Source organism: Sulfitobacter sp. F26204, from assembly GCF_026410305.1.
Classification (GTDB): domain Bacteria; phylum Pseudomonadota; class Alphaproteobacteria; order Rhodobacterales; family Rhodobacteraceae; genus Sulfitobacter.
In genome coordinates, this window is record NZ_JAPMLQ010000010.1 from 16,469 (window position 1) to 41,845 (window position 25,377).

The window sequence follows — 25,377 nt, forward strand, 5'->3', positions numbered from 1 at the left end:
ACACATGGACCCCGCAAATCCTCGGGACGAGACCGTAAGTCGGCGCGGCGTTCTCTTGGCGGGTCTTGCGGCCGCAGGGGGCTCCGTCGCTGGTGGAAACAGAGCGGCGGCACAGGAGGCTAAGGGACCATCTGTATCCGCGTCAACCATGGCTACACATGGAAGTATGATGACCGTTGGCGATGTGGACAACTTGGCAAACGGTTTTGACCCGGTGGTAATGCTGACGGATTGGGATGTCGGTACGACCGAAACCTTGCCCGACGGGCGTACCCTAAGAACGTTCCATGTAGATGCGGAAGACAAGGAAATTGAAATAGCACCAGGCGTCTTTTTCCCTGCCTGGACATTCAATGGCCGGGTCCCGGGCCCTGCCCTGCGTGCAAAGGAAGGTGATCGGATCCGCGTCGTGTTCCGGAATTTCGGATCGCACCCGCATTCAATGCACTTTCACGGCATTCATTCCGCGCGGATGGATGGCGTAAACGGAACGCCGGGCATGATTGGCCCGGGTGAGGAATTTATCTACGAATTCGACGCCAAACCGTTTGGCTGCCATCTGTATCACTGTCACGCATTGCCACTGAAACGCCATATGGCTAAGGGGATGTACGGTGCCTTTGTCGTTGATCCTGACCCGGAAAAGCACCCTGATCTAGCAGACGTTGCCCGTTCGCGCCTGCTGGGTACTGCCGAAAATGCGAATTGGCAGGAACTGGTCATGGTGATGAACGCCTTCGATACGAACTTCGACGATGAGAATGAGTTCTACGCTGCCAACACAGTCGCCTTCGCCTATATGAATACCCCGATCAGGATCGAAAAGAACCGGCCGGTGCGTGTCTACTTGATCAATGCCGTCGAATTTGATCCGATCAACTCGTTCCACCTTCATGGCAATTTTTTCGACTACTACAATCAAGGTACGACGTTGACGCCGACTCTGCGCACAGTTGACCTCATCACTCAATGCCAAGGAGAACGAGGGATATTAGAGTTCAGCTTCGCCGAACATGAACCGGGGCTTTATATGTTTCACGCACATCAGGCCGAGTTTACCGAACTGGGCTGGATGGCGAATTTCGATGTCGTGGAGGCGTGAACATGGAAGATCAGCCATCACTCTCGGAACCCCGGCGTCCGCAGAACCTCATCTGGCTGCTTATGCCACTGGCACTGTTGATTGCTGCCATCGGCTGGATCGTTTTTGCGGACCCCTTCCAGAGTTTCAGAAACGGTGCCCCGCCCGTTGAAGGCGTGACATTCGAGCGGACCATCCTGAACGATCAGGGCCTGAGAATGCTGATGCGGGCGGGCGGCTCTGACCCGATGCGTATCGCACAGGTACAGGTTGATGCCGCGTATTGGTCATTTACCCAAACACCGCCGGGAGACATATCGCGCGGTGCCACGGTGTGGCTGGATGTCCCCTATCCGTGGGTGCTGGGCGAAGCCCATGCTGTGACCCTCGTCACAACAACCGGTGCGACATTCACACATGAAATCGAGGTGGCCGTTCCGACACCGAAGGTCACGGCGGGTCAGCTGAGATTCCAGGCTTTGATCGGCATCTTTGTGGGTATCGTGCCGATTGTCTTTGGTCTGATGTTCTATCCGGTATTGCGCGGTGTCGGTCAGGGCGGCATGAATTTCCTGATGGCATTGACCATAGGCTTGCTGTCTTTCCTGCTGGTCGACTCGGCTGAGGAGGCACTGGAACTCGCAGGGAATTCAGCAGCCCTATTTCAGGGCCCGGTCATGGTGATCCTGGTTGCAGCAGCCACGTTTTTGCTGCTCATGGCCGTGGGGCAACGTGGCGGACCGCCGACGGGACTGGCGCTGTCCACGTTCATCGCCTTAGGAATCGGATTGCATAATCTCGGCGAAGGGTTGGCGATCGGTGCGGCATTTGCAGCGGGATCAGCGGGTCTTGGCACCTTTTTGGTGCTGGGCTTCACGCTGCACAATATCACTGAAGGCATCGGCATCGCAGCACCGATCCTCAAAAAACGCCCGCCATTATGGGCATTTGCGGGCCTCGCCCTGCTCGCAGGCGGTCCAGCGGTTATCGGCATGTGGCTGGGGAGCCTTGCATTCTCGCCGCAGTGGGGCGCGTTTGCTCTGGCCATCGGTGCAGGTGCGATCCTCCAGGTTGTGGTTCAAGTTGGCGCATACGTGATGCGCAGCAATAATCTGGGTCTAGAGACATTCCTGCGGCCATCTGTGCTAAGTGGGCTGACGGCTGGCGTTGCATTCATGTACATCACGGCAGCGTTTGTGAAAATCTGAGCTGAAACGTTCAAAACACGATAGCATCATCGGGTTTGGCTTTGTGCTCGGGTTCGACATGGATGTGAACAGTGCTGCCTGCAATCTCGCGTTCCAACGCAAATTCAATCCGATCACAGATTTCATGGGCATGTGCCACTTTCATATCGCCGGGTACAATCAAGTGAAATTCAATAAATGTGCGCCGACCGGCATAGCGCGTGCGCACATCGTGCGCTTCAATGGCACCTTCCGCCTGTGCAGCAATTATATTCTGAATAAGCTCTAACGTTGCCGGTGACACTGCTTCGTCCATGAGGCCACCAACCGAGTCTCGAATGAGTTTCCAACCTGACCAAAGTATAAAAATGGCAACACTGGCTGCTAGAAGCGCATCAAGTATCTGCCATCCGGTCACCAAGACCAGTCCGACACCGGCCAGTACCCCCACAGATGTGATTACATCGCCAAACAAGTGGCGACCGTCAGCAACCAGAGCAGGCGAGCGCCATTCCCGCCCCTTATGGATCAGTACCCAGGACCACAATCCGTTTAAAACGGATGCGACCGCATTCAGGGCGAGACCCGCTACTGACAGGTTCAACGGGGTTGGATCAATGGCTCCTGCATAGGCCTGGCGCAGAATAAGAAGCGCGGCCACTACAATCAGGACCCCCTCTCCCACAGCCGCAAAGTATTCCACCTTGGTGTGCCCAAATGGGTGGTTTTTGTCTGCAGGAACGGCGCTGATCTTTAAGACGACAACCGCCACACAGCCAGTGACAATGTTAACAATGCTTTCAATGGCGTCGGAAAACAGCGCTACGCTTCCTGTTGCAAGATATGCAAGGGTCTTTAATCCCAAGACCACACACGCGACTAAAATGCTGCCAAATGCCAATTTCAAGGTCTTATGCAATGGGAAAGTTCCTGAAAACGGAGTGTGAAAAATAAGGCACAAGTACATTCCCTGATAATCCATAGGTTAATTCGGCGTATAGGAAAAGGTCTGCTATCCATGGATTACTATGAGTCAACGGTCCTTAAAGCTCCGAATGAGAGTCGATCACTCCTGACCGTAGAAATACGGATTGGCGTTTTAGGCCGTAGCTGCGATGAAGCAGGATGACTGGGACCAGCTTGCTTTCTAACCAAATACGGCCGTCGTTTGGGCGGCTGGTGACCGTTGGGGCTGTTCTGGTTGCTCTGGCACTTGCGGTATTGGCAGGATTCGAGCGGCAAAGGCTCGTTGGCGAATTCAACACCAAAAGCGCAATCTTGCACCGCCTGGCCTCTCAGCGCGCGGATCAACACGATGCACATTTGACGTCACTTTCGGCAATTTTTGTTGCAGGTGGAACTACGCGACAAGATTTGCTTTTGGATGTGGCGGACACAATCATGCAGTTCTATCCGCGTATAACGTCGGTCAATGTAATCCCCTTTGACCCGTCAGAGGCTGCTATTGAAACGCTGCCCGGCCTCTCGGAAGAGGATGCGGTCCTTGTGCGCCAGATGGCCCAAAAATCAACTGGGGCTTTGCAGATTGCGCAAATGCCCTCGACACCAAATCACTATCTATTGGTCAAGCGCAGCCCCAATACGGATGCAGCACTGCATGGATTGGCGTTGGCCATCGACTCGCAGGCGCTGATTGCGACTGATGATCCGTTTTGGCAAATGCCTTCCGTGGCATACAGCCTTATGACGCCAGATGGTGCTGTACTGACGGGTGGGGCTACTGCGGGTGGGGCCCTGTTTTCAAAACCGCTTGGCAGTGCGTCGCAGCCTTTGATCCTAAAGACATCATTGGAGATCCATTTGGCAGATCTCTTGCCGCTTGGGAAAGCTCTGTCCGTCCTTGCTGTCGCCTCGGGGTTATTCGTGATTGCAGTGCTGGGTCTTGCTCAACGCGCTCGAACCAATGATGCTGAAAACCGCGCAAGGCTCAGCGTACAGGAAACCCGTCTGGCCCATGCGTCGCGGGTCAATGCATTGGGCGAGATGGCCAGCGGGATGGCGCACGAACTAGCACAACCTCTGACCGCCATCCTCAGCCAAGCCCAAGCGGGGCGTCATTTGGCGCGACGGGGTGATGTAGACCGATTGAGGGGTGTTTTGGACGATACCGTCTCGCAAGCACAGCGCGCATCCGACATACTGAACCGTTTGAGGAGTTGGAGCAAACCGAACCGCACGCCCTCCACGGCATGCTCGCTGAATGGTGCCGTGCGCAGTGTGGAGCGGCTTTTGGCTTCAGAGGCGGAGGCAGCGGGGGCTAAGGTGACTTTGGCGCTTTCTGATGCGCCAGCCTTTATTGATGCAGATCCGGTTGAACTGGAACAGGTCATCTTCAATCTGGTGCGCAATGCGCTTGACGCCTCGGACGCGGCGCAAGTGACCGTTAGAACTTACGTCCTACATGGAACCGCAGTATTGGAAGTTGTCGATGATGGACCGGGCGTGCCTGCGGATTTGCAGCCTCGGATTTTTGAACCGTTTGTGACCGGCAGGCTCAACGGAACCGGGCTTGGGTTGGCACTATGCCAACGGCTCGCCGAAGAGATGGGCGGCGATATTGCTTTCATGTCGGAGGCCAGTGAAACGACGTTTAGATTGTCCCTGCCGCTCTCAAAGAAGCAGGTGGAGTCATGAGCAACTTTGTTTATGTGGTTGATGACGACGAGGCTGTTCGAAAAGCGCTGTCGCTTTTGCTGGAAACGGTCGGTCTAGATGTGCGCAGCTTTGCCTCTCCGGAGACTTTTCTGAAACAAGCTACAGATCTTATGCCGGGCTGTCTTATTCTTGATATTAGAATGCCGGCAATCTCGGGGTTGAAATTGCAGGAAAAACTGACCGAACAAGGGATCAACTGGCCAACTGTCATAATCAGCGGGCATGGCGATATCGAAGCATGCAGGCGTGCCTTTCGCAACGGTGCAATAGATTTCCTAAGCAAACCTGTGGATGAGCAAGACCTGATTGACGCCATCCAAAAAGGTCATGCGGAGCTTGAAGCGCGCGAACAGGCATCAGCAGAACGGGCCGAAGCTGTGGCGCTGATCGGCCATTTGACAGGGCGCGAACAGGAGGTTCTTGCGATGATCTCCAAGGGGCTGACCACCAAGCAGATCGCCGATGCACTTGACCTGTCGCCGCGCACGGTTGAGAGCCACAGGGCTGCGATTGCGGGAAAGGCAGGCACTTCTTCCACGGCAGAGCTGACGCGGTATTGGCTAGAAGCATGCGGCGATCAGTAGAACTACGGAAAACATTGCGGGGGCTACGAATATCGAGAAACTGGTGGTTGGTTTAGACAGGATGCATAACGCAAACATAAGGAAACATCCCAATGATCCGCTCAATCGCTTTTGCAACCGTCCTACTGGCACCCGTCGCCGCTTTTGCTCAGGAATTGCCAACTGCACCTTACCTGCCGCTTGATTTGGCAACACAAGCTGCACAAACCGCAGTCGAAGCCTGCTCAGCCGAAGGTCACAATGTCAGCGTTGCCATCGTGGCGCGCAGCGGCAACACCAAGGTTTTGTTGCGCGCAGATAATGCCGGTCCACATACGGTCGGCTCGAGCACCGGCAAGGCGTTCACCTCTGCAAGCCTTGGTCGCGATACCGCTGGTTTGGCCGGGTTCATCGGAGGCAATCCGCAAAATGACGGCCTGCGAGACATGGACAGCCGCCTGGTCATCCAGGCAGGTGGTCTGCCGATCAAGATCGGCGGTGCATTGGTGGGTGGTATCGGTGTTGGTGGCGCGCCATCAGGAGACATCGACGCCAACTGCGCACGCGCTGGCCTTGATGCCATCGGCGCAGAATAAATCCCAACCGGCCCGCTCCTTGGATGGGCGGGCCGCTGCTCTTGAAAGGTGATTACCATGCTCCGCTTTCTTGTTGTCTCATTGGCTTTGTCCAGCGCGGCCTTTGCGCAAACTCCGCCGTCTGCCTCTGACATTGCGTCATATACAGGCTTGCATCTAGCGGCACATGAAGGCCGGGTTGCTGAGATCAAACGTCTGATCACGCAAGGGGCCGACATAAACGCCCGTGACCAAAAGGTCCGGACCCCAGCCCATGTTGCCGCATTCGCCTCAAATGACGACGCGTTGGTGGCATTGGCAGAGGGCGGTGCCGATATGAACGCACTCGAAAACCGAGTCTATGATGTGCTTACAATCGCAGCCGTCGCTGATGATCCTGAACTGGTGTCACTCGCATTGGCGCTTGGCAACAAGGCGGACCTGATCACCAGCATCTATGACGGCACGGCCCTTATCGCCGCGGCCCACCTTGGGCATCATGATGTGGTGGCCCGGCTTGTCGCAGGCGGTGCGCCGCTCGATCATGTCAATAATCTTGGATGGACGGCCTTGATGGAGGCCGTGGTCTTGGGAGACGGTGGATCGGATCACGTCAAGACAGTTCAGATACTCGTAGAGGCAGGCGCAGATAAATCCATCGCAGATCGCGACGGAGTAACCCCACTACAACATGCAATGTCACGTGGATACACCAAAATCATCGACATTCTTGAATGAACGAGAGTTATGAGTTTCCGGCGTGTTCCAACCCGCAGGTTTGGGTGTCATGGCTCTCAATACGATACTGCTGGACGGATTCGCAAAGGCCCTGCCCCGCGCAACCTCGATCTGCCGCCCTATATTTTCGTGACAGTTACGGGTGTGCGTATTGGGTGATGGGCCTCTAAAACATATGGCCGTCACATCCACTTTGATCAGCGGGATGAGACACAGGCTAGAAGCAGTTGTATGCATTCTAAAAACTAGGAGTTTCGTTAGGCCATTATACAATCAATCGTCGCTAGAAATCTGCTGAGAAAAGAATGTAAGCGCTGAAGAGCTGTCCCAGTCAGCCGGCCCAGGTTTTCGCCCTATTTCGCGTCCCTGAGGATCTATCAGTAGAGTTGTCGGCATTGCAAAAATCCCAAGCTTGCGCATGGCTGATCCGGTTTCGTCTATGAATATGCTGTCCTCATTGAGGCCAAGTTCTTGATAAAGGCGGAGCACGCTGGCGCGTTTTCCGGCATCAGTAGAAAGGGCAACGACCTGGAATTGTTGTCCCCCGAGTTTTTGCTGCAAACCCTGCAAGTCGGGGAGTTCCTTGCGACATGGCGGACACCACGTTGCCCAGACGTTCAGGAGAAGGTATTTTCCTTCGAAGTCCTCAAGCGTAAACTGCTGCCCTTCCAAATCTTCAAACGCGATTTCTGGGATTTCTTTAGGTGTCGGATGAATGCCGAAAACGAACCTTTTTCCCTCCGCGAATGTTGTTCCCGGCAAGATTGCAACCAACATCACGAAGGGAAGAAACCGCTTTATGAATTGTTTCATTTCAACTCCTCCGTTCGTGCCAACACAGTGCGTATTGTCGTCCCGCCTCTGGGTTGGGTCGCGGATGGGTTTGTGGGTTCTGTCCAGGCAATGAACACGCCCCCCTTGCCAAGTGTCATTCTGGGGAAACCGACTGTTCTCCCGCTTGGGCTGATCGCCACGACTTCGGGGCGTACGCAACCTTCTTGCGGTTTGACGGCACAGATCAGAATTGCTTCACCCTGCGCTGTTTGTTTGACCCAAGTCACCAGCGCAGAGCCATCTTTCAATTGTATGACGTCGACCCTACCGGACGGTGCACTAATGTCGATTTCCAGCGCTTTCGCAAAGGTTATGCCATCATCGCTTGAAAACGCGACTTTGACCTTGGGAATATCATTTGCCGCAGTGAACCACGCCACAGCGGAGTTGCTATCTACCGTATCAATCGCGGGGCCGTTCACGGGGCAGCCCTCGATGTTCCATCCGTCTATGCTGACTGGCTGCGGGGTGGACCATCCCTGCGATGTCTCACGCACGATTGATATGTCCCGTATCTCTTCGAGCGACCGGTCCCTGTAGACGACAAGAAGTTCGTTATCGCCGGTTACCGCAGCGGACGTCTGACAACATGTACAGGTACGCGCGTCGAGCAATAGATCCTCTCCCATGGAGCTATCGGCCGAAAATTTGCGCATGCGCAATTGCATGGCGTTATCTGCAACATCTTGTGACGCGTAGGTGTCATAGCTCTGCCCATCCAACCAGATCACCGAAAAACCGCCACCATCGTTTGGCAGCAGTGTCGCGAAACCGTGCTGGCGTTGTGAACGATCGTCGTGAGGAATGATTGGTGTTGACCACGTCACACCTTCGTCCTGTGAAAAGGCGATATTGATATCGTAGAAATAGTCATCATCACCATTGGCGCGAAGCCAATGCGCAACAAGCGAGCCATCTTCCAAAGCAATGGCAGATGGAAAATCCGCCCAATTCACGAACAGATCGTCTGCCTCAACAATTGTCTGCGGTGCCGACCACCCAGAGCCATCTGAAATAGCAACCTTCACAGCAAAGCCGCTTCCTTTGGGTTCGGTCCAACTCATCAACACGCGACCGTCATACATTGTAGAGAGAGACGGCTCGCGCCCCCCTTGAGCAACCGGCGCGCGCAGCTCCTTGACGGACGTAAAGAGCCCTTCTGCGGCAAAAGCGCCTTGGGCAGAGAAGGCCAGAACCACTGCACCTATTAGTAGGCTGACGATTGGGCCATTTTTGAACATCGCTCTAAACTGCATTTGCATACCTCATTGACGTGTTGGAATCGTTGCATTTGATATAGTTCCCTGCAAACGATGTGCGTCTATTTGCACCCTTACGGTTCTTAAAATCATCTGTTGATCTTCCAGCGTGGGAATCTGCTAAAGAAGCTTGGAATGAGAGGAGCAAGAAATGACCAGATTTTCCGTGCCACAAATGACTTGTGGTCATTGTAAATCTTCGATCGAGAAAGCCGTTGCATCAGTGGATGCGGACGCTGTCGTCGAGGTCGATTTGACGACTCGAGAAGTGTCAGTTCGAAGTGACGCCAACACAGAGATGTTGATCGAAGCCATGAAGTCAGCAGGCTATGATGCACACTTCCTGTCCTGATCGCGGGTTTTGCTGCTGAAACCAGTTGGCCCAAGAATATCTCGCGTTCAGTAAAAAGATGCGGTTGCATGACTTCAATTGATCCCATTTTCTCTTTGCAGAGCGCGCACAAAGGCCACGATATTCAGAACGTCTGCCTGTGACACACCTTCAACGGCAGGCATGTTGCCAAATTTCCAATGATGAGCGCGAACACCGTTTTTCGCGGCCAGCACAAAAGCCATATCACCGTGGTGGCCAGGTTCGTAGATTCTATGAACCAAAGGCGGGGCAATACCATCCCTGCCCTGCGCATTCTTACCGTGGCAGGTAGCACAAACGGCATCATAGGCGCGCTGCCCAATCTCTTCTTGGTTTGAGAACGAAGCGGGCACCTGGACAGTGACAATCGCACCGTCCGCCAGAGTCGCGGTTCCGCGTTTTTGGGTTTCTACGTTGGGGCTTGCTGATAACGTCAAATACCATACCGCTGCAGCCAGCGCGACCAGTGCAAAGAATATTGCTCCCCGCCTCATTTTTGTGCCTCCTTAGAAAACGGGTCATTATGTTTCATGCGTGTACCATTGTCAGTGACGGTTCTCGAACCTTTACCACTTTTATGGGTCGTGGGTTTTTCGAGAAGAACAAAGTAATCTCGTGATACCGGATCCGGGTGTCTTCCAAGGTTTGATAGTAGCGAAAGAGTTCTTTCAAAGGCGCCGAGAAGTCTTTGTGTGCGGCCAACACAGCAACAAGCGCTCCAAGGCTGATCCGACCCTCAATCACGAAGTAGCCACCAAGAGAATAAAACAGAAACGGTGTGATCGCTGTCAGGAAGTTGTTCAGGGCTTTAATGAAAAATTTCAAACGAAAGATTTGCCGCCTGACGACCTCTAATTCCCGAAAATTCTTGCCGGCTTGCTCAAATCCCGAATGACTGGATTGCTCGGCGCTTAGCTGATCGCTGAGTTGCTTGCCCAGCAGTCTGACTTCTTTGATCCTCTTGCGCGAAAGTATGTTGACGCGGCGTTGAAGTCTAGGGAGCAAGATCAATTGAATGGGCAGTACGGTCAGCGCTGCAGCACCCAACACCGGATCTTGCATGAACATAAACAGGAGGATGGTCAGCAACGTACCACCCTGCAAGATTGGCAATGTGATCACATCCGCGGCAAACCCTCCAACGGGTTCGACCTCTTGTGCAAGGATCGGGATGATTTCACTTTGTTTTTGCGCTTCCACATCATTGCGCCATTGCCGATAGATCAGCAGCCGGAAACGACGCAAAAATCGTTCAGCCACATAACCCTTAAAAACGTTCAGTACATATTTGTTCAGCCCATTCAGGCTGATCGCCATCAGATAAAGGCCGGACAAGACCATCAGCAGCGTGACTTGATCAAAGCCATACCCGAAAAACTCAAGCGGGAAACGCTCTGCATTCAAGGCATTATTCACAATCTGTTTAGGCAGCTCCAATGTGACATAAAGGATCGGCATCGCAACCAGACTGAGCAAAATCATTAATACCTGTTGCTTTCGAGTGTACTGCAACACCGTCTTGAAAAGACTTGTATCCAGTCCACGAACTGTTTGTGGCTGTGGAACACAGACGTTTTTCTGGCTCAATCGACGAAGGATACCGGTTATGATCAAATACAAAACAACGCTGACAAGCATCGCAGGTACCACCACAAAGATTACATGGATGAAAGGGTGGATCCAGTCGGGGGCTGTTTCGTCATACTGATAGCCAACGAATGCAGTGAAATCGTGGAGCAGATCATGATATCTGTCTAGGAGAGTCACTCTAAACCTTCAATTCTCTCGCGTAGGAGCCAAGTGATCGTGAACCATGATCACACCCCACATCCCAGCTTCGCGATGGCCGGGGATCAGGCAAGCGAATTCCATGTTGGTGGCATCGGAAAACTGCCAAACAAGCTCTTCTACTTCACCGCTCCTGATTGATACAGAATTTGCATAATCATGTTCCATGTCTGGAAATTTCCGCATCCATTGTTGGTGTTTTGCGATTTCGTCGAAGGAGCCCAACATGAACTCGTGATCAAGCGCTCCAGAATTGATTATGATAAACCGCACGACCGAGCCGCTCGCTATCTGGATCGCATCAGGTTCGAAGAGCATATATCCGCTCTGTGTTTCTTTGATATTCACTTTAATTGTTCTATCGACTGGAACTCCGTCATTTGGTTTTCCCATAAGTTCATGTCCGGGCGTTTCGTAAGGCCGCTCGTGTGGCTGACCCTTCGGTGCGGCCTCAGCATTCCCAGCCCACGTAGGGAGAGCGACAGAAACAAAAGAAATGCATATCAAAGTCAGCAGCTTCATAATTTGCGTGATCCACTGGAATTTTAACATTTTGCTGCGCTCACCCTGTTGACCGCCGCTTGGATAAATTCGGGAGGTTAAGGGGCACTGAACCTATCAATGCCCCTCCACTCCGCGCTATCTTAGTTGAGTAACGGTCAGTTTCCCTTTGACTCGATCAGCGACAAACTCGATATTCTGACCTTCAGACAAACTGGCAATCATTGCTTCGTCAGCACGAAACACCATCGTCATCGCAGGCATGTCGAGGTTGACCAGTGGGCCATGAATGATGGTCACCTTTCCGGCCTTGGCGTCGACTTTCTTGATTTTGCCAGACGTGTATTCCACGTCGGCCTGCGCCATCTGCTCGCCGACAGCAACTTCGCGGTGCATGCCGGACTCGTAGTGCCCAGGGATCAGGCAAGCCGCTTCAAACGTACCGGCATTGGCAAAAGTCCAAACCACTTCACCAGATGCGCCAGAATCAAGGCGAATGCGATTGGGATCGTCATGCTCCATGTCCATTTTTGCCATCTCGATCTTATGCTCGGCATTGCGCTCCACAGTATCAAGGACAAACTCATGCTCTAGCTCGCCTTCGTTCTTGATCTTGAACAGAATGGTCTCACCTTGCTTGATATTCATCTCTTCGCTCTGGATCAGCATTTCGCCGTCATCGTTTTCGAGCAGAATGACATCGATTGTACGATCAACCTTTGCTGAATCGCCCGGCATACCGATCATCATTTCCGGTGCTTCGGATGTTTCTTTCTTGGCATGACCGGCATCTGCAAAAGCGCCTGTTGCGAATGCAAAAGTGATAGCGGTACTCAGAAGTAGTTTTTTCATTTTTTCGTCCTGTTTTTAAGTTTGGTAAAGTTAAGACAGAGGGCCAGTTAGCCCTTCTGCGTTGGTTTAGGTGTCAGTAGTGTTTTTGGGCTGTTGTTGGAGGCAAATTCGGGAAGTTCGCCTGTCCATTCGTAAGCCATCTCACCGGGAGGATTTTCGTACCACCCGGGATCTTCGTAATCGTCCGCGTCGATGCCATCCCGCACCTTCACAACCGAAAACATGCCGCCCATTTCAATCGGTCCATACGGCCCCCATCCTGTCATCATCGGAATGGTGTTGTCTGGAAGTGGCATGGACATTTTGGCCATGTCCCCCATTCCAGACATGCCCATAGGCATGTATTCGGGCTGGAATTGCCGGATTTTTTGGGTGAGCGGTTTTTTGTTCACGCCGATGAACGTGGGCACATCATGCCCCATTGCGTTCATCGTGTGATGTGACTTGTGACAGTGGATAGCCCAATCCCCCAGATGTTCTGCCACAAACTCGTAAGCGCGCATCGCGCCTACCGGAATGTCGATGCTAACCTCGGGCCACTGCGCTTCAGGCGGCACCCAGCCACCATCGGTACAGGTGACCTTGAAGTCGTAGCCATGCATGTGGATTGGATGGTTCGTCATCGTCAGGTTACCGACGCGAACGCGCACCTTGTCACCTTTGTTCACGACAAGCGGATCAATGTCTGGAAATATTCGGCTATTCCATGTCCACAGATTGAAGTCCGTCATCGTCATGATGCGTGGAACGTAGGTGCCTGGATCAATGTCGAATGCGTTCAACATGATCAGGAAGTCACGATCCACCGGCATAAAAGTCGGATCTTTGGGATGCACCACAAACATGCCCATCATGCCCATCGCCATCTGGGTCATTTCGTCACCATGGGGGTGGTACATGAACGTACCTGACTTGATTAAGTCAAACTCATAAATAAATGTCTTTCCCGGTGGGATACTCGGATGGCTCAGCCCTGAAACACCGTCCATGCCAGAAGGAAGAATAAGCCCATGCCAATGGACCGTAGTCCCCTCAGGCAGCCTGTTTGTAACGTATATCCGAACGCGGTCACCTTCCACCGCCTCGATGGTTGGCCCTGTCGATTGACCATTATAACCCCAAAGATGGGCGATCATACCGTCTGCTAGTTCGCGCTCGACCGGTTCCGCAACAAGGTGAAATTCCTTCACGCCGTTGTTCATGCGATGCGGTAGAGTCCATCCATTTAGTGTAACAACCGGATTATAGTCCGGCCCTGAATTGGGGCGCGCTGTTATCGCTGTTGACGCACTGTCCATTTGCGCGGCTTCAGGCAGCCCCATGTTCAGAGTCTTGCCCCATGCTTGGGAGGAGACCAGCGTTGCACCTGCGGCACCGGCCCCGAGTAATTGACGTCTGTTTAACATATCGTCTTCCTTTCAGTGTCCTGCGCCGCCACCGGCGGCAAGTGTTGCACCCTCTCCGCCAGCACCAGCGCTGCCAGAACCGCCGCCATAGATCGCGGCAGTCAGGTCAGCTTGTGCCATGAAGAATTCGCGTTTCGCATTTGCAGCCTCCAGCGATGCGCTCAGCTTTTCGCGTACGTCTGTCAGCAGTTCAAAAGTGTTGGTGATCATGCCGTTGTAGGAGAGCAGACCTTCTTCTTCGACGGTCACGCGCAGAGGCACCAGAATGTCACGGTAATGCCGGGCGATCTTGTAGGACGCGTGATATGAATTTTCCGCCCCGCGCGCTTCAGAGCGGACGTTTACGGCACGCTCAGCGAGCACATTTGCTGCCTGAAGATACATCAGCTCGGCTTTGCGCATCCGTGCCTTACCCGTGTCATAGATCGGAATCGCAAACTCCAACTCCACCTGTGGCGTTGTCTCGGTTTCCGTTTCACCATCTTCGGCTTCGCGCTCTGTCTCAAATCCAGCGATGATTTCGAGATCTGTCACAAGTCGGGTCTGGTCAGTAAGGCCAAATGCTGCTGCCTGCGCTTCAAGGCCCAGTTTAGCGACACGCAAATCCACGCGGTTGCGCAGCGCTTTGCCTTCGACGTTCGAAACGCGACCAACAGACCGTGGCAAAGCGGGCAACGCATCTGGCACGTAGTAGTCTACTTCAGTGCCCCAAAGTCCCATGAGCTTGGTCAGGTCTTCTTTGGCGCGGGTCGCGTTCAGCCGCGCCTGTGCCAATTGCCCGGCAAGCTCGGCATTAAAAGCGTGCTCCCGCGCTTGCCCCGCATTGTTGAGAGCACCTGTCTCACCAAGTTTGCGCGCTAGTTCAGAGCCAGCATCAGAGGTGGCTTTCGCACGCTTCAGATAGCTTGCAGCTTCAAATGCGGCGACTGCGTTGATCCAAGCCTGTCGTGTTTGATTGGCGAGAGTGAGCGAGTCGTTGACTGCTGATAATTGCGCTGCGCGGAAGTTGACGTCTGCCAGCGCCACACGCTGTTTGCGCGTTTTGGCCTCCAAGATATTTGTTGCGATCATACCCTCAATCGCGCGGTAAACACCCAATTCTGCTGCACCAATGCCTAGAATACCAATGGATACAACTGGGTTCTCAGGGGTGGCTTGTTGCCAGGCCTCGGCGGCTGACAGGCCTACATTTGCGTAAGATGCCTGTAATCCTTTGTTGTTGAGCAAGGCGACTTGCACAGCAGTGTCCGCAGAGATCGTCTTGCGATGCACCATCCCATGGACCTGTTTCTTCAGTGCGACATTCTCGGCTTGTGTCTGGGCAAACGCTGTCCGCTTGCCAATTGCAGCAGACGTTTGGCTCGATACGTTGAAAAAGCCTGCCTTAGATTCTGTGTAGGCACCTGGTATGGCCGTAGCGCAGGCACCAAGAACCAACGGAAAACCAAGGATAAGCGGGAGTTTTGAAACACGCATCAGTTGCCCTCCGTCTGTTCTTCGTTGACTGATCGCCAGTCACGCGGGCCAGTTGGGCTGCGGTGTGTGTATCCGGCCAAGGGATCTTGATATCTAATCGGAGAAGCGACTGCTGTGTTTGTAGCTGCCTGTTGGGCTGTGACGATTGGCAAAGGCGTAGGCTCGTAAGCACATGCGCCAAGTGCAAGGGCCGAAGCCCCCAAGATTATTTGAATTTTCATGAATAGTACCTGACTGATGAACTTCGGACTTACGCACAGCCGTGCGTAAAACGAAGGCTCCGCTAAGAGCCGTAGATCAGATCAAGAACTGGGGAGGCCGTAGAAAACCCGATGAAGCAATCGAGTTTGTTTGAGCATGAAGCATCAGATATTCTTCATTTGTCGCTTGGTCGACCGAAAATACATCGCTGTCCGTGATCGCAACAGAGATACAGATACCATTGCAACACTCGCTTGATGCCTGTGTCTCATCAGCCGTTTCGGTTGCAGCGACAGGCATGTCATGCTGTGTCATTGCAGGCATTGCACCGTGAGCCTGACTGTCAACTTTATGATCAGAACTTCGAGTCTCAGCATGTTCGCCACCGTGCATACCAGATGCAGCGTGAGATGCTGACGGAGCAGAAAACACCAAGGCAACCGCAAATGAAAGGCACGTTAGTACCTTAAGCCATGCGGACATGATGTTTTTAGCTTTCATGCTGCACATTTGTGTTACTGAGAACCTTCTGTCAATCCATCCAGCGCTGGAAGGTTTCCAACTTTTTTGTGAGAGTGGCGTAGAACCGCTGACTTCACTGGCACCGCTGTCAGAACAAGAACGACATGGCTTAACCAGCTTCCAGCGCTGGAAGGCTTCCCTATTGCTTGGAAATGTTTTCCAGGGTTTGCAAAATAGGGCAATCAGGGCGGTCATCGCCCGCGCATTCCTGTACAAGGTGAGTGAGAGTCTTTCGGATGTCCTGCAGGTCCGCAATCTTGCTTTCAATTTGTGCCAGATGTTCTTTTGCAATTGCCCGGACATCCGCGCTTGCCCGATCCTGATCGTCCCATAGTGCCAGGAGAGTGCGACAGTCTTCGATAGTGAACCCCAAGGCGCGCGAGCGACCTAGAAATGCAAGCTTGTGCATGTCACTGTCTCGGAAACTGCGATAGCCATTCGGACCACGCAACGGGGTCACTAGCCCGATGTCCTCATAGTAGCGGATGGTTTTTGGCGGCAACCCTGCAAGCTTGGATACGTCTCCGATATTCATGATGATGTTCCTATTCTGCTGCCGTTGGGACAAAGCTACGATTTGGCCGGACATCCGCGGGTGCCTCTGCAAGTGTTGGCGCGACCCAACGTAAGCGCAGCGCATTGGAAAGCACGAACACACTGGACAACGCCATTGCTCCCGCCGCAAGTGCGGGTGACAGCATCAAGCCAGCTAGCGGATAGAAAACGCCAGCCGCAACCGGGATCAGCAATGCGTTATATCCAAAGGCCCAAAACAGGTTTTGGCGAATGTTTCGCATCGTCCGTTGGCTGACATGCAATGCATTTACTACGCCTCTCAGATCGCCAGACATCAACACGACATCTGCCGCCTCTATCGCAACGTCAGTACCCGTGCCGATCGCAATGCCAACATCTGCGCGGGCAAGCGCGGGAGCATCGTTGATACCGTCACCGACAAAAGCAACTTTGCGCCCCCCGGCCTGGAGCTTTTGAATGGCGGCCACTTTGCCCTCTGGCAACACTTCCGCTACCACCTCGTCGATGCCCAGTTTTGCTGCAATTGCCTGCGCTGTGGCTTCGTTGTCGCCCGTGATCATCGCAACCTTAAGTCCCAGATCATGCAGCGCGCCGATTGCCTCGGCTGTGCTGGCCTTGATCGGGTCGGACACAGCAACGACCGCAGCAAGCTGCCCGTCAATAGCCGCGAAAAGGGGTGTTTTACCCTCCTTCCCAAGGGTTTCGCCAACACTTTTAACAGCGTCCAAATTGATCCCTTCACGGGACATCAGCCGATCGGCACCGACAAAAATTTTGCGGCCCTCAATAACCGCACTGACGCCAAATCCGGTGATTGAGCTAAAATCGTCAATTGATGCGAGTGCCAGACCGTTCTGCTTTGCATGTCGGACAATGGCCGCAGCAATCGGATGCTCCGACAGAGGCGACAAGGCGCAGCACATCGGCCTCCTCGAACCCTTTGGTGATTGTCAGATCCGTTAACTCCGGATGACCCTCGGTCAATGTTCCGGTCTTGTCTAAAGCAACGGTCGTTATATCGTTTAACGTTTGAAGCGCGTCACCGCGCCGAAACAGCACACCCAATTCGGCGGCGCGGCCAGTGCCGACCATGATCGACGTCGGCGTGGCCAAACCCATTGCGCAGGGACAGGCAATGATCAGAACCGCCACTGCCGCCACTAATGCAAAACTGAGCGCGGGGTCGGGCCCGACCAATAACCATGTCAGAAATGTCAGCGCCGCTACACCCATCACAGCAGGCACAAACCAAAGTGTGATTCGATTCACAAGGTCCTGGATGGGAAGTTTAGCCCCCTGTGCCTCTTCGACCATGCGAATGATTTGGGCCAGCATGGTATCGCCGCCCACCTTTGTCGCACGAAACATGAGCGCACCGGAGCCGTTGACCGTGCCGCCTACAACCTCGGCGTCCGCCAATTTTTCTACCGGGATTGGTTCTCCGGTGATCATGCTTTCGTCGACGAAAGACGCGCCTTTGACCACGATACCATCGACGGCAATCTTTTCACCTGGACGCGCTTGGATAAGGTCACCTACAACGATATCGTCCACAGGCAATTCGACCAATTGCCCGTCCCGCTCCACCTGCGCTGTCTTGGCCCGCAGACCCACCAGTTTGCGGATCGCCTGACCTGTGCGCCCTTTCGCGCGTGCCTCGAGAAAACGACCCAGCAGGATAAGCGTCACAATCACTGCGGCCGCCTCAAAATAGACGACACGCGTGCCATCCGGCAAAAGCGACGGGGCAAAAAGCGCGACTGTGGAAAACCCCCAAGCTGCAGAAGATCCTAGGGCTACAAGCGAATTCATGTCAGGCGCGCCTTTAAAGAGCGCCGGAAAACCCTTGAGATAGAATTGTCGCCCCGGCCAAGCCAGAACAACGGTGGTCAGAACAAATTGTATGCCCCAGTTGACGCCCATCCCTAGTGAATTCATGATCCAGCTGTGAAGAGCCGGGATCAAGTGGCTCCCCATTTCGAGGATAAAGACCGGCAAGGTGAATACTGCAGCAACCAGTGTCATCCGGCGCAGATGGGCCGCTTCTTCCACTTTGCGATCGTTTGTCGCGTCTGTCGCTCCGGGATCGGTGACCAATGTCGCTGGATAGCCCGCGGCGCTCGCAGTTTCGGCAATGTCCGCAGACGATACAGCAGCGCCCAAAACACGCACTGCCGCTTCTTCCTTTGCGAGATTAACCGTAACAGAAACGACGCCAGGAATCGCAGATAGCGAACGCTCGACCCGCCCCACGCACGACGCGCAAGACATGTTTTCGATGCTGAAACGATAGGCCTTCAGTTCTGCAGGATAGCCCGCCGCGTCCAGCGCGGTGATCACGTTTTGAGCATCAAACGTGCCATCGGCGGTTATTGTGGCAGTTTCAGACGCCAGATTTACATGCGCCTGAGAGACGCCCGTTACCGCGCTCAATGCTTTTTCCACACGGCCGACACAGGACGCACAACTCATCTCTTTTATGCCGAACGTGAGTGACTTTTCGCTTTCCATAGTGAGACCTCTTGCTCCGGATAACTTTAGAGATAGAGGTTCCAGCAGGTGGAAGGTCAAGGCTTATAAGGTTTGGTTTTGCAATATTCGCCCAATTCACTCGGGGACGAGGACTGCTATCTTTTCAAGAAGGGCGCCGCGCTCGATAACACCGGGGATTATTTCGTCACCCAATACGAACGTCGGCGTTCCAGTTATACCCAAGGCTTCTGCCAAACGCAGAGAGGCAGCAATGTGTTCGTTCACGAGTTCTGATTGCATGTCTGTTTTCAAAACTTCGAGATCAAGACCTACATCGCCTGCAATTTTCATAACGCTTGCTTCAACGGCTTGCCCGTTCAATGCCATCATTGCCTTGTGAAACTGCTGATATTTACCTTGGTTTCTCGCGGCAAGTGACGCGCGCGCCGCAACTTCGGAACCGGGCCCTAGGATCGGGAATTCACGATAAATAATGCGGACATCCTTGCTTGCCTCCAGTACCGCTTTGACCTCTGGTGCAGCGCGGCGACAATACCCGCAGTTAAAGTCAAAGAACTCGACAAGTGTGACGCTGCCATCCAAGTTCCCGAAGATCGGGGCATTCTGTTCGAAATCATCGCGCAACTCAGACAGGGCGTCAGTCTGTGCTTCGGCGAGCGCTACATTTTCACGTTCCTGAAGGATTGAAAGCGCTTCGATCAGAATTTCGGGTTTTTCCAAGATCGCTTCAAGTGCGAGACGCTTGATATCTGCTTCATTGAGTTCTTGTGCGGCCACAGTAGTAACAGGAAATGCTGCTAATACTGTTGCAAGAACAATTTTCGACAGGCCGCGTCGCGCTAATAACATCTTGAATCCTTCCTAGGATTGAGGGGTATCCGGGGGTGATTGAGTTATCTTCCCCAGAAAATCTTCTGCTGAAAAGCTATCAAAAACACGCTGATCTCGCCAAGGCAGTATTCTATGTTGCGGGATACAGGATCACACGCGTGTCCAGCGGGACTTTATCATAAAATTGGACAATCTGATCGTTCACCAATCTGGCGCACCCGTTTGAGACTGCACGGCCGATAGTGCTTGGGTCATTTGTGCCATGCACACGCAAAAAGGTATCGCCGCGACCCGGTTGAAAGAGGTAGAGGGCCCGCGCACCTAGAGGGTTGCTCAGACCGCCAGGCATTCCATTCCGTAACGGCCCATATTTCTGAGGCTCACGACGCAACATGCCCGGGGTCGGTGTCCAGCTGGGCCATTCCTTCTTTGCCCCAACATAGAATTCGCCTGCCTCATAAAGACCCGGGCGACCGATCCCGACGGTGTACCGAATTGCAGTGTTATCCGGTTGGGTCCAGAACAGGGCAAACTGGCTTGGTACAACATGGATTTCATAGGGAGCAGAGCCCCCTGGAATGCTCACTAATTGAGGCAAAAACTCCGGCGGTAAATCATATTTTGGAAGCACTACATGAGCTGAAACCGGTTGACTGGCCAAAGCACCGACAGCCCCGGCTGCAAGGAGGAATTTTCTTCGTTTCATGAGGCTATGGCTTTCGGGTAGTGAACGTAGAATGAGCGCTGATACACGAGATCAGACTTTAACAAGTCATGCGGAATCAAAACAGTTTCACTTGTGTTCCTACTTCAGCCAAAGCGAACAATTCTTTGATATGTTCATTGTAAAGACCGATGCATCCATTCGACGATTGGCGGCCAATTTTCCGCGTGTCCCCTGTTCCGTGGACGCGATAATATTGCCATGAAAGATAGAGCGCATGCGTGCCCAAGGGGTTGTCTGGACCCGGTGGAAAATAATCCGGCCAATCAGGATTGCGGATTTTCATCGAAGGGGTGGGACGCCAGCTCGGCCCTTCCACTTTCTTGATAACGCTGGTGTATCCCCGTTTTGTCAGTTCTTCAGATTCTGGAACGCTGGATGGATAGAGCTTATAGACGCTTTCATCCTCTGACCAATATTGCACCGCTCGGGAATCGATGTCGCACAGGATTGCTCCGTTATTTAGATTATCGAAGTGATCCCTCCAGTTTGAGGTGCTGAAAGATGAAATATTGCGGCGCACTGGTGGTGAAGCAAGTGGTGCTGTGGTTTGCGCGGTCGCAACGCCTGTTCCTAGGAACACCCCACTTGCGGCCGCACCGAGCAGTGCCCCACGACGTGAAATAGATGAGTCTTTGATTAGCTTCATGATGAATCCTTCGCTCTTGCCTGTTTTCGTTGGTTTACAACCTTCACCCACTGGAGCTTCAAACGAATAAATGTCACAAAAACGTGAGGTGAAGGACGAACGAAGTTCCATCATGATAGTAAAATCTACGTCGCGTAGGGCACAGTCCAGCCAATCACATTTAACGTATGCTCCTGTTCTCATGAAAATTGGGCAGGAAAGTCAGCTTTTTGTTTTGCGAGGCAACGGTAGAAAAGGCGACCCTTAAAAGATGGCTTGTATAGGTTGCTCTGATCCTAAATTGGTTGTTCAATAAGGAGCGCAGGGAGTGCGGCTCCCCAACCCCATTTTCAAGAAACAATACGACATTGATAGGAACGGTAAGAATGAAATTTAGCATGAGTGGTCTTGGTTTTGCGATACTGGCGCTCGGAGGGTGCGCTGATTTTAGCGGCCAAACAGGCACCTCAACTGAAGGCTTCATCAAAGAACTGCCCGAAGGTGTTCTGGAAATAGCAGCGCCGTTCCAAGATTTGAACGCCGTCAGGATCGAGCCGACAGACGGATGCTTCGTTTATCGCTATGTTGGTCCTGTTGAGACGACGTACTTGCCTCTAAGATCGAAAAGGGGCAACCCAATTTGTACCAGAGAGCCAGGTGCTACGGGTTAACTCAATTTACAACGAATGAATGCGTTGACGTGGGACTTTGTTCGCTTGGACAGACAGTAGGCTGACCGGCTGAATAGTGCTGCGCGGGTTCGGTGTTTGGGTGTATTGTGCGAAAGCATCACAGCGAAAGCTGAGATAAGTTCAACGACACTTTTGGCAACCAAATGACCAATGTGGGAAACAGCACGACGAGCACAAGAAGGACGACTTCCAATATGACAAGTGGGATTGCACCACGGTAAATATCAGCAAGAACGACACTAGGCGGGGCGGTCATTTTGGCAAAGAACAATGCGTACCCGAAAGGTGGCGTGAGGAATGATGTTTGCAATGTTAGCGCGATCAATGCACCCAGCCACACGGTCGCCGCATAGGCCGAGCCGACGTGATCAGAAAAATCGAGCTGTTGAAATATAGGCAAGAAAATCGGTAGGAAAACCAGAAGGATTTCCATCCAATCAAATACAAACCCAAGTACCAGAACCAAACCTAGAAGGAGGCCAAGCGTTTGCCATCGATTGAGATTGAAACCAGTGATCCAACTGAACAAAACGTCTGGACCTCCCACTAAGTGAAAACTCAATGAAAACACTGTCGCCCCGACAACAATAAAGAACACCATCGCAGTCAAAGTTCCTGTTCGCATGATGGCATTGTGGAGCATCGCCAGGCTGAGCTGCCCTCGGACAGCTACCAGCAACAATGATCCAAACACGCCAATTCCCGCCGCTTCGGAGAGGGTCGCTACACCTGAGACAATGCTCCAAGGGATGGAGGCAATAACGGCAAGTGCTGCGATCATCGACAGGTATTGGGGTTTTTCCGTTCCTTCGGGGATTGGGCCTCCGTCATCCTTGGCTCTGATGGTAGCTATGAAATAGATCGAGAACAGGATCACCAGCAGCAGCACAGGAATAACCATGGACATGTACATCACGCTGATCCTGAGCCGGAAAAGAGTCGCGACGAAAAACAACATGATTGCAGGTGGAAATATGACGCCGAGTGCTCCAGATGCGGCAACTGCACCCCCCGCAGCGCGAGGAGAATATCCAGCATTCAGCATCGGGTGATAGGCAACCAGCGCAACTGTGATGACGGACGCCCCAATGACCCCCGCAGCTGGTGCAAGTATCAAGCCAACCAGCAATGTAGCGATTGCGTATCTTCCCCGAAGACCGCGCAACATATGACCCAGTGTGTGAAAAATGGTTGATGCGATGCCGCTGCCGTTGAGCACCATTCCCAAAAGTATCAGCAATGGCACGCTCGTGAACTGAACGCCCTCATTGGTCAGCGTACCCCGAACCCGCAAATAATAGAGGCCCAAGTGCTGGAAATCGGTAAGGCCCATCATGGCAGCTGCAAAAAACCCAAGTATCCCGGTTCCGGTCAAAACCAGTGCGACAGGAAAACCAGAAAAGACCCCACCAGCCATGATCAGCAGCATTCCGACTGTGACAATTTCAACCATCACGTTAAAGGCCCATTTTGTTCCACGGGTGCGGCGAAATCGCGCGTTCCCCGCAGAAAGGCGATGTTGCGGGCGATAACAACAACGCCAGACAAACCAAGAAGTATCGGTCCGAACACGCCCGCAAGTCGCGACATCCACACATCAACATCTGCATATTGAGTGGTGCGCATCAGACCATCCCAGCCATAGAAGCTGAGCACCCCACTGAGAGGTATTAGGATTAAAACACAGCCAACCAACTCGATTTTCGCCTGTGTCTGGCTGGACCAATGCCGACGAAAAACATCGACCCTAACATGACCGTCTTGCAGATATGTGAAGCCAAACAGCATGAAAATCATAACGAACAGGAGCGATGTCGACATATCCGGCAGGATAGAAGAGACGCCAATTTTTAGTTTTCTGTCAAGAATCTGAAGTATGCTAAACAGCGCAATCGGAACGACGGTCGCCCACGCAGCAATGACCGACATGCTATTGATCAAACGCTCCAAGCCATTGACCGCTCGCATGCCGGGCCCATCTGGTGTCATTTCTAGGCCCGCCGCCTGATTTTCATCGTGTTTCAAGTTGGCTAATTCCCATAAATATTCATCTCGTCCTCTTCTCGGTCGGGCACTTCCATTTCGAGGGTGATATGGGTGACACCACATTGAAGAAGCAAAACTGCTTCAATGCGGTCCCTGATTGCTTCCGCGCAGGACCAATCACCGCTGTTCACAACGACATGTGCATCAATCGCCGTTTGGTGTCTGCCCATCTGCCAGAAATGGACATGATGCGTATCTGCCACGCCTTCGACAGCAAGGATGCGTTTGATTACATCGCCTGGAACAAGGGTGTCCGGGCGGCCGTCCGTAAAGGTCTGAAATGTGCGGATTTGGCTCTTGATCGACATATAGGTGAGGCAAATGACGATAATGACCCCTATCATGGGGTCCAGAATATTTGATTGATACAGCGTCACAGAAATACCAGTTCCAAAGACCGCGACGGGGACTGCGAGATTCATAAGGCTACTTGAAGAGGGCCATCTTTTGGGGTTCTTTTTCTTGTTTGCGAACAGCGCGATCGCCAAATTTGCTGTGGCCGACAACCCTCCGAGGATTACAATGAGGAAGCCGTTTGGCTTAACGGTACGAAAAAACCGCTCGGTTCCTTCGTAGAACAGATACGCACCGATTAAGGTCACAGCTATATAGCCAATCAAGGTGGCGGTCGTCTCAACGCGCAAATAATTTTCCGCAAGCCGTTTGTCTTCCTGTGGCTGACTAACTTTCCTTGCAACAGAAGAGGCAATCCTAGGAAGCACCATGGAAAGATTGTTCAGGGCATCAGCAAGGAGCGTGATGCTCCCCGCAGCGATACCACCAATCCCAAGCAGAAGACTCATCACGAGCCTTGCTACAAAAACCATGCGAAAACGCCAAGCAGAATGCCTGACCCTATCGCCTGACCCATTTGGCCATCGATCCTGAACACTTTCCATAGACCGAAGATAATTCCTACACCGATTGTAGGTTCAAGGGTTATTTTGCCCGCCGAAGGCCTCGTCAGATGTTGGGCAACCGGAGTATTCACGGAGACCCGCGAGAACTTTACAGGATACCACGTCGTCGCAATGGCACTTCACTATCATCTGTTCCAACGCCCTTTTTTGATTGAGCAATAGCGACAAGTTCCGCTCCAATGCATCCAATTGCCGCTGAGCGACAATGGTTGCTGACTCGCAGGAACCCCGCATGCCGCTGGATAGCTCAAGCAGTTCGCGGATTGCTGCCAAGGAAAACCCGAACTGGCGGCTATGAAGAATAAATTCAAGTCGATCAATGTCGTCGACATCGTATCGCCTTTGACCACCCTTCGTTCGCCTTGTTGGTTTGAGCAAACCCACCTGTTCGTAATACCTAATGGTTTGGACTTTACTTCCTGCACTGCGCGCAAGAGAGCCAATTCTTAGCATAGAAAGCACCCTAGTTTTTTT

At 52.9% G+C, this 25,377-nt stretch carries 26 protein-coding genes and 2 pseudogenes; 9 read left to right on the top strand and 19 right to left on the bottom strand.

The genetic code is table 11. The features are described from left to right. The first annotated feature begins 169 nt into the window (after positions 1 to 169). Positions 170 to 1,102 (top strand): multicopper oxidase domain-containing protein, encoded by a 933-nt coding sequence (locus OS190_RS18090; RefSeq protein WP_267160118.1) that lies wholly within the window; start codon positions 170 to 172, stop codon positions 1,100 to 1,102. 2 nt (positions 1,103 to 1,104) lie between these two features. Further along, complete coding sequence (locus OS190_RS18095; protein ID WP_267160119.1) at positions 1,105 to 2,289, top strand: ZIP family metal transporter; 1,185 nt, start codon at positions 1,105 to 1,107, stop codon at positions 2,287 to 2,289. A 10-nt stretch (positions 2,290 to 2,299) separates the two neighbouring features. Here the strand turns inward: OS190_RS18095 and OS190_RS18100 are convergent, their stop codons facing one another. Then, a complete protein-coding gene (locus OS190_RS18100; protein WP_267160201.1) occupies positions 2,300 to 3,187 on the bottom strand; it encodes a cation diffusion facilitator family transporter in 888 nt (295 codons plus the stop codon). A 260-nt stretch (positions 3,188 to 3,447) separates the two neighbouring features. Between OS190_RS18100 and OS190_RS18105 the strand changes: the two genes are divergently transcribed. The 5 genes and pseudogenes from OS190_RS18105 to OS190_RS18125 all read left to right on the top strand — a co-directional run. Continuing rightward, positions 3,448 to 4,923, top strand: coding sequence for a sensor histidine kinase (locus tag OS190_RS18105; protein WP_267160120.1), 1,476 nt, complete (start codon positions 3,448 to 3,450; stop codon positions 4,921 to 4,923). After that, positions 4,920 to 5,528, top strand: a complete 609-nt coding sequence (locus OS190_RS18110; RefSeq protein ID WP_267160121.1) for a response regulator transcription factor — start codon at positions 4,920 to 4,922, stop codon at positions 5,526 to 5,528. The genes OS190_RS18105 and OS190_RS18110 overlap by 4 nt, the downstream gene beginning before the upstream one ends. 92 nt (positions 5,529 to 5,620) lie before the next feature. Beyond that, positions 5,621 to 6,103, top strand: coding sequence for a GlcG/HbpS family heme-binding protein (locus OS190_RS18115; protein WP_267160122.1), 483 nt, complete (start codon positions 5,621 to 5,623; stop codon positions 6,101 to 6,103). Positions 6,104 to 6,160: 57 nt separating this feature from the next. Next, positions 6,161 to 6,820 carry an ankyrin repeat domain-containing protein gene (locus OS190_RS18120; protein ID WP_267160123.1) on the top strand — a complete coding sequence of 220 codons (660 nt, stop codon included), beginning with the start codon at positions 6,161 to 6,163 and terminating at the stop codon, positions 6,818 to 6,820. A gap of 45 nt (positions 6,821 to 6,865) precedes the next feature. Next, positions 6,866 to 6,979 (top strand): annotated as a pseudogene (locus OS190_RS18125) (ubiquinol-cytochrome c reductase iron-sulfur subunit); the annotation flags it as partial. A gap of 114 nt (positions 6,980 to 7,093) precedes the next feature. Here the strand turns inward: OS190_RS18125 and OS190_RS18130 are convergent. Both OS190_RS18130 and OS190_RS18135 read right to left on the bottom strand, forming a co-directional pair. Continuing rightward, positions 7,094 to 7,633 (bottom strand): TlpA family protein disulfide reductase, encoded by a 540-nt coding sequence (locus OS190_RS18130; protein ID WP_267160124.1) that lies wholly within the window; start codon positions 7,631 to 7,633, stop codon positions 7,094 to 7,096. After that, on the bottom strand, positions 7,630 to 8,910 hold the full coding sequence (locus OS190_RS18135; protein WP_267160125.1) for a sialidase family protein: 1,281 nt from the start codon (positions 8,908 to 8,910) through the stop codon (positions 7,630 to 7,632). Before OS190_RS18135 ends, OS190_RS18130 begins: the two co-directional genes overlap by 4 nt. A gap of 154 nt (positions 8,911 to 9,064) precedes the next feature. On the opposite strand from OS190_RS18135, the gene OS190_RS18140 reads away from it, so the two are divergent. Continuing rightward, entirely contained in the window at positions 9,065 to 9,265 is a 201-nt protein-coding gene (locus OS190_RS18140; RefSeq protein WP_267160126.1) for a heavy-metal-associated domain-containing protein, read from the top strand. Between the two features lie 74 nt (positions 9,266 to 9,339). Here the strand turns inward: OS190_RS18140 and OS190_RS18145 are convergent, their stop codons facing one another. The 12 genes and pseudogenes from OS190_RS18145 to OS190_RS18200 form a co-directional block, all read right to left on the bottom strand. Beyond that, positions 9,340 to 9,780 (bottom strand): c-type cytochrome, encoded by a 441-nt coding sequence (locus OS190_RS18145; RefSeq protein ID WP_267160127.1) that lies wholly within the window; start codon positions 9,778 to 9,780, stop codon positions 9,340 to 9,342. A gap of 34 nt (positions 9,781 to 9,814) precedes the next feature. After that, positions 9,815 to 10,924: an ABC transporter ATP-binding protein gene (locus tag OS190_RS18150; RefSeq protein WP_267160128.1), complete on the bottom strand. Its 1,110-nt coding sequence runs from the start codon at positions 10,922 to 10,924 to the stop codon at positions 9,815 to 9,817. Positions 10,925 to 11,062: 138 nt separating this feature from the next. Beyond that, positions 11,063 to 11,626, bottom strand: a complete 564-nt coding sequence (locus OS190_RS18155; protein ID WP_267160129.1) for a cupredoxin domain-containing protein — start codon at positions 11,624 to 11,626, stop codon at positions 11,063 to 11,065. Between the two features lie 87 nt (positions 11,627 to 11,713). After that, a complete protein-coding gene (locus tag OS190_RS18160; RefSeq protein WP_267160130.1) occupies positions 11,714 to 12,427 on the bottom strand; it encodes a copper-binding protein in 714 nt (237 codons plus the stop codon). 47 nt (positions 12,428 to 12,474) lie between these two features. Further along, a complete protein-coding gene (locus OS190_RS18165; RefSeq protein ID WP_267160131.1) occupies positions 12,475 to 13,833 on the bottom strand; it encodes a multicopper oxidase family protein in 1,359 nt (452 codons plus the stop codon). A gap of 12 nt (positions 13,834 to 13,845) precedes the next feature. After that, entirely contained in the window at positions 13,846 to 15,309 is a 1,464-nt protein-coding gene (locus OS190_RS18170) for a TolC family protein (protein ID WP_267160132.1), read from the bottom strand. A gap of 297 nt (positions 15,310 to 15,606) precedes the next feature. Then, the gene (locus tag OS190_RS18175) at positions 15,607 to 16,227 is read right to left on the bottom strand and encodes a hypothetical protein (RefSeq protein WP_267160133.1); all 621 of its coding nucleotides are present in this window, start codon (positions 16,225 to 16,227) and stop codon (positions 15,607 to 15,609) included. Continuing rightward, positions 16,172 to 16,567: a Cu(I)-responsive transcriptional regulator gene (cueR, locus tag OS190_RS18180; RefSeq protein ID WP_267160134.1), complete on the bottom strand. Its 396-nt coding sequence runs from the start codon at positions 16,565 to 16,567 to the stop codon at positions 16,172 to 16,174. The genes OS190_RS18175 and cueR overlap by 56 nt, the downstream gene beginning before the upstream one ends. Before the next feature lie 10 nt (positions 16,568 to 16,577). After that, positions 16,578 to 19,080, bottom strand: a pseudogene (locus OS190_RS18185) (heavy metal translocating P-type ATPase). Positions 19,081 to 19,176: 96 nt separating this feature from the next. Then, positions 19,177 to 19,911 (bottom strand): DsbA family protein, encoded by a 735-nt coding sequence (locus OS190_RS18190; protein ID WP_267160135.1) that lies wholly within the window; start codon positions 19,909 to 19,911, stop codon positions 19,177 to 19,179. A 112-nt stretch (positions 19,912 to 20,023) separates the two neighbouring features. Then, positions 20,024 to 20,599: a L,D-transpeptidase gene (locus OS190_RS18195; RefSeq protein ID WP_267160136.1), complete on the bottom strand. Its 576-nt coding sequence runs from the start codon at positions 20,597 to 20,599 to the stop codon at positions 20,024 to 20,026. A 76-nt stretch (positions 20,600 to 20,675) separates the two neighbouring features. Further along, a complete protein-coding gene (locus tag OS190_RS18200; RefSeq protein WP_267160137.1) occupies positions 20,676 to 21,266 on the bottom strand; it encodes a L,D-transpeptidase in 591 nt (196 codons plus the stop codon). A gap of 365 nt (positions 21,267 to 21,631) precedes the next feature. Between OS190_RS18200 and OS190_RS18205 the strand changes: the two genes are divergently transcribed. Beyond that, positions 21,632 to 21,916 (top strand): hypothetical protein, encoded by a 285-nt coding sequence (locus OS190_RS18205; RefSeq protein WP_267160138.1) that lies wholly within the window; start codon positions 21,632 to 21,634, stop codon positions 21,914 to 21,916. Positions 21,917 to 22,034: 118 nt separating this feature from the next. Here OS190_RS18205 and OS190_RS18210 read toward each other — a convergent pair whose 3' ends face one another. The 4 genes from OS190_RS18210 to OS190_RS18225 all read right to left on the bottom strand — a co-directional run bounded on the left by OS190_RS18210 (position 22,035) and on the right by OS190_RS18225 (position 25,356). Then, positions 22,035 to 23,390 carry a TRAP transporter large permease subunit gene (locus OS190_RS18210; RefSeq protein ID WP_267160202.1) on the bottom strand — a complete coding sequence of 452 codons (1,356 nt, stop codon included), beginning with the start codon at positions 23,388 to 23,390 and terminating at the stop codon, positions 22,035 to 22,037. Continuing rightward, positions 23,390 to 23,962, bottom strand: coding sequence for a TRAP transporter small permease subunit (locus OS190_RS18215; RefSeq protein ID WP_267160139.1), 573 nt, complete (start codon positions 23,960 to 23,962; stop codon positions 23,390 to 23,392). The genes OS190_RS18210 and OS190_RS18215 overlap by 1 nt, the downstream gene beginning before the upstream one ends. A 5-nt stretch (positions 23,963 to 23,967) precedes the next feature. Next, the gene (locus tag OS190_RS18220) at positions 23,968 to 24,810 is read right to left on the bottom strand and encodes a cation diffusion facilitator family transporter (RefSeq protein WP_267160140.1); all 843 of its coding nucleotides are present in this window, start codon (positions 24,808 to 24,810) and stop codon (positions 23,968 to 23,970) included. Positions 24,811 to 24,915: 105 nt separating this feature from the next. Then, positions 24,916 to 25,356 carry a MerR family transcriptional regulator gene (locus tag OS190_RS18225; protein WP_267160141.1) on the bottom strand — a complete coding sequence of 147 codons (441 nt, stop codon included), beginning with the start codon at positions 25,354 to 25,356 and terminating at the stop codon, positions 24,916 to 24,918. Positions 25,357 to 25,377 lie beyond the last annotated feature (21 nt).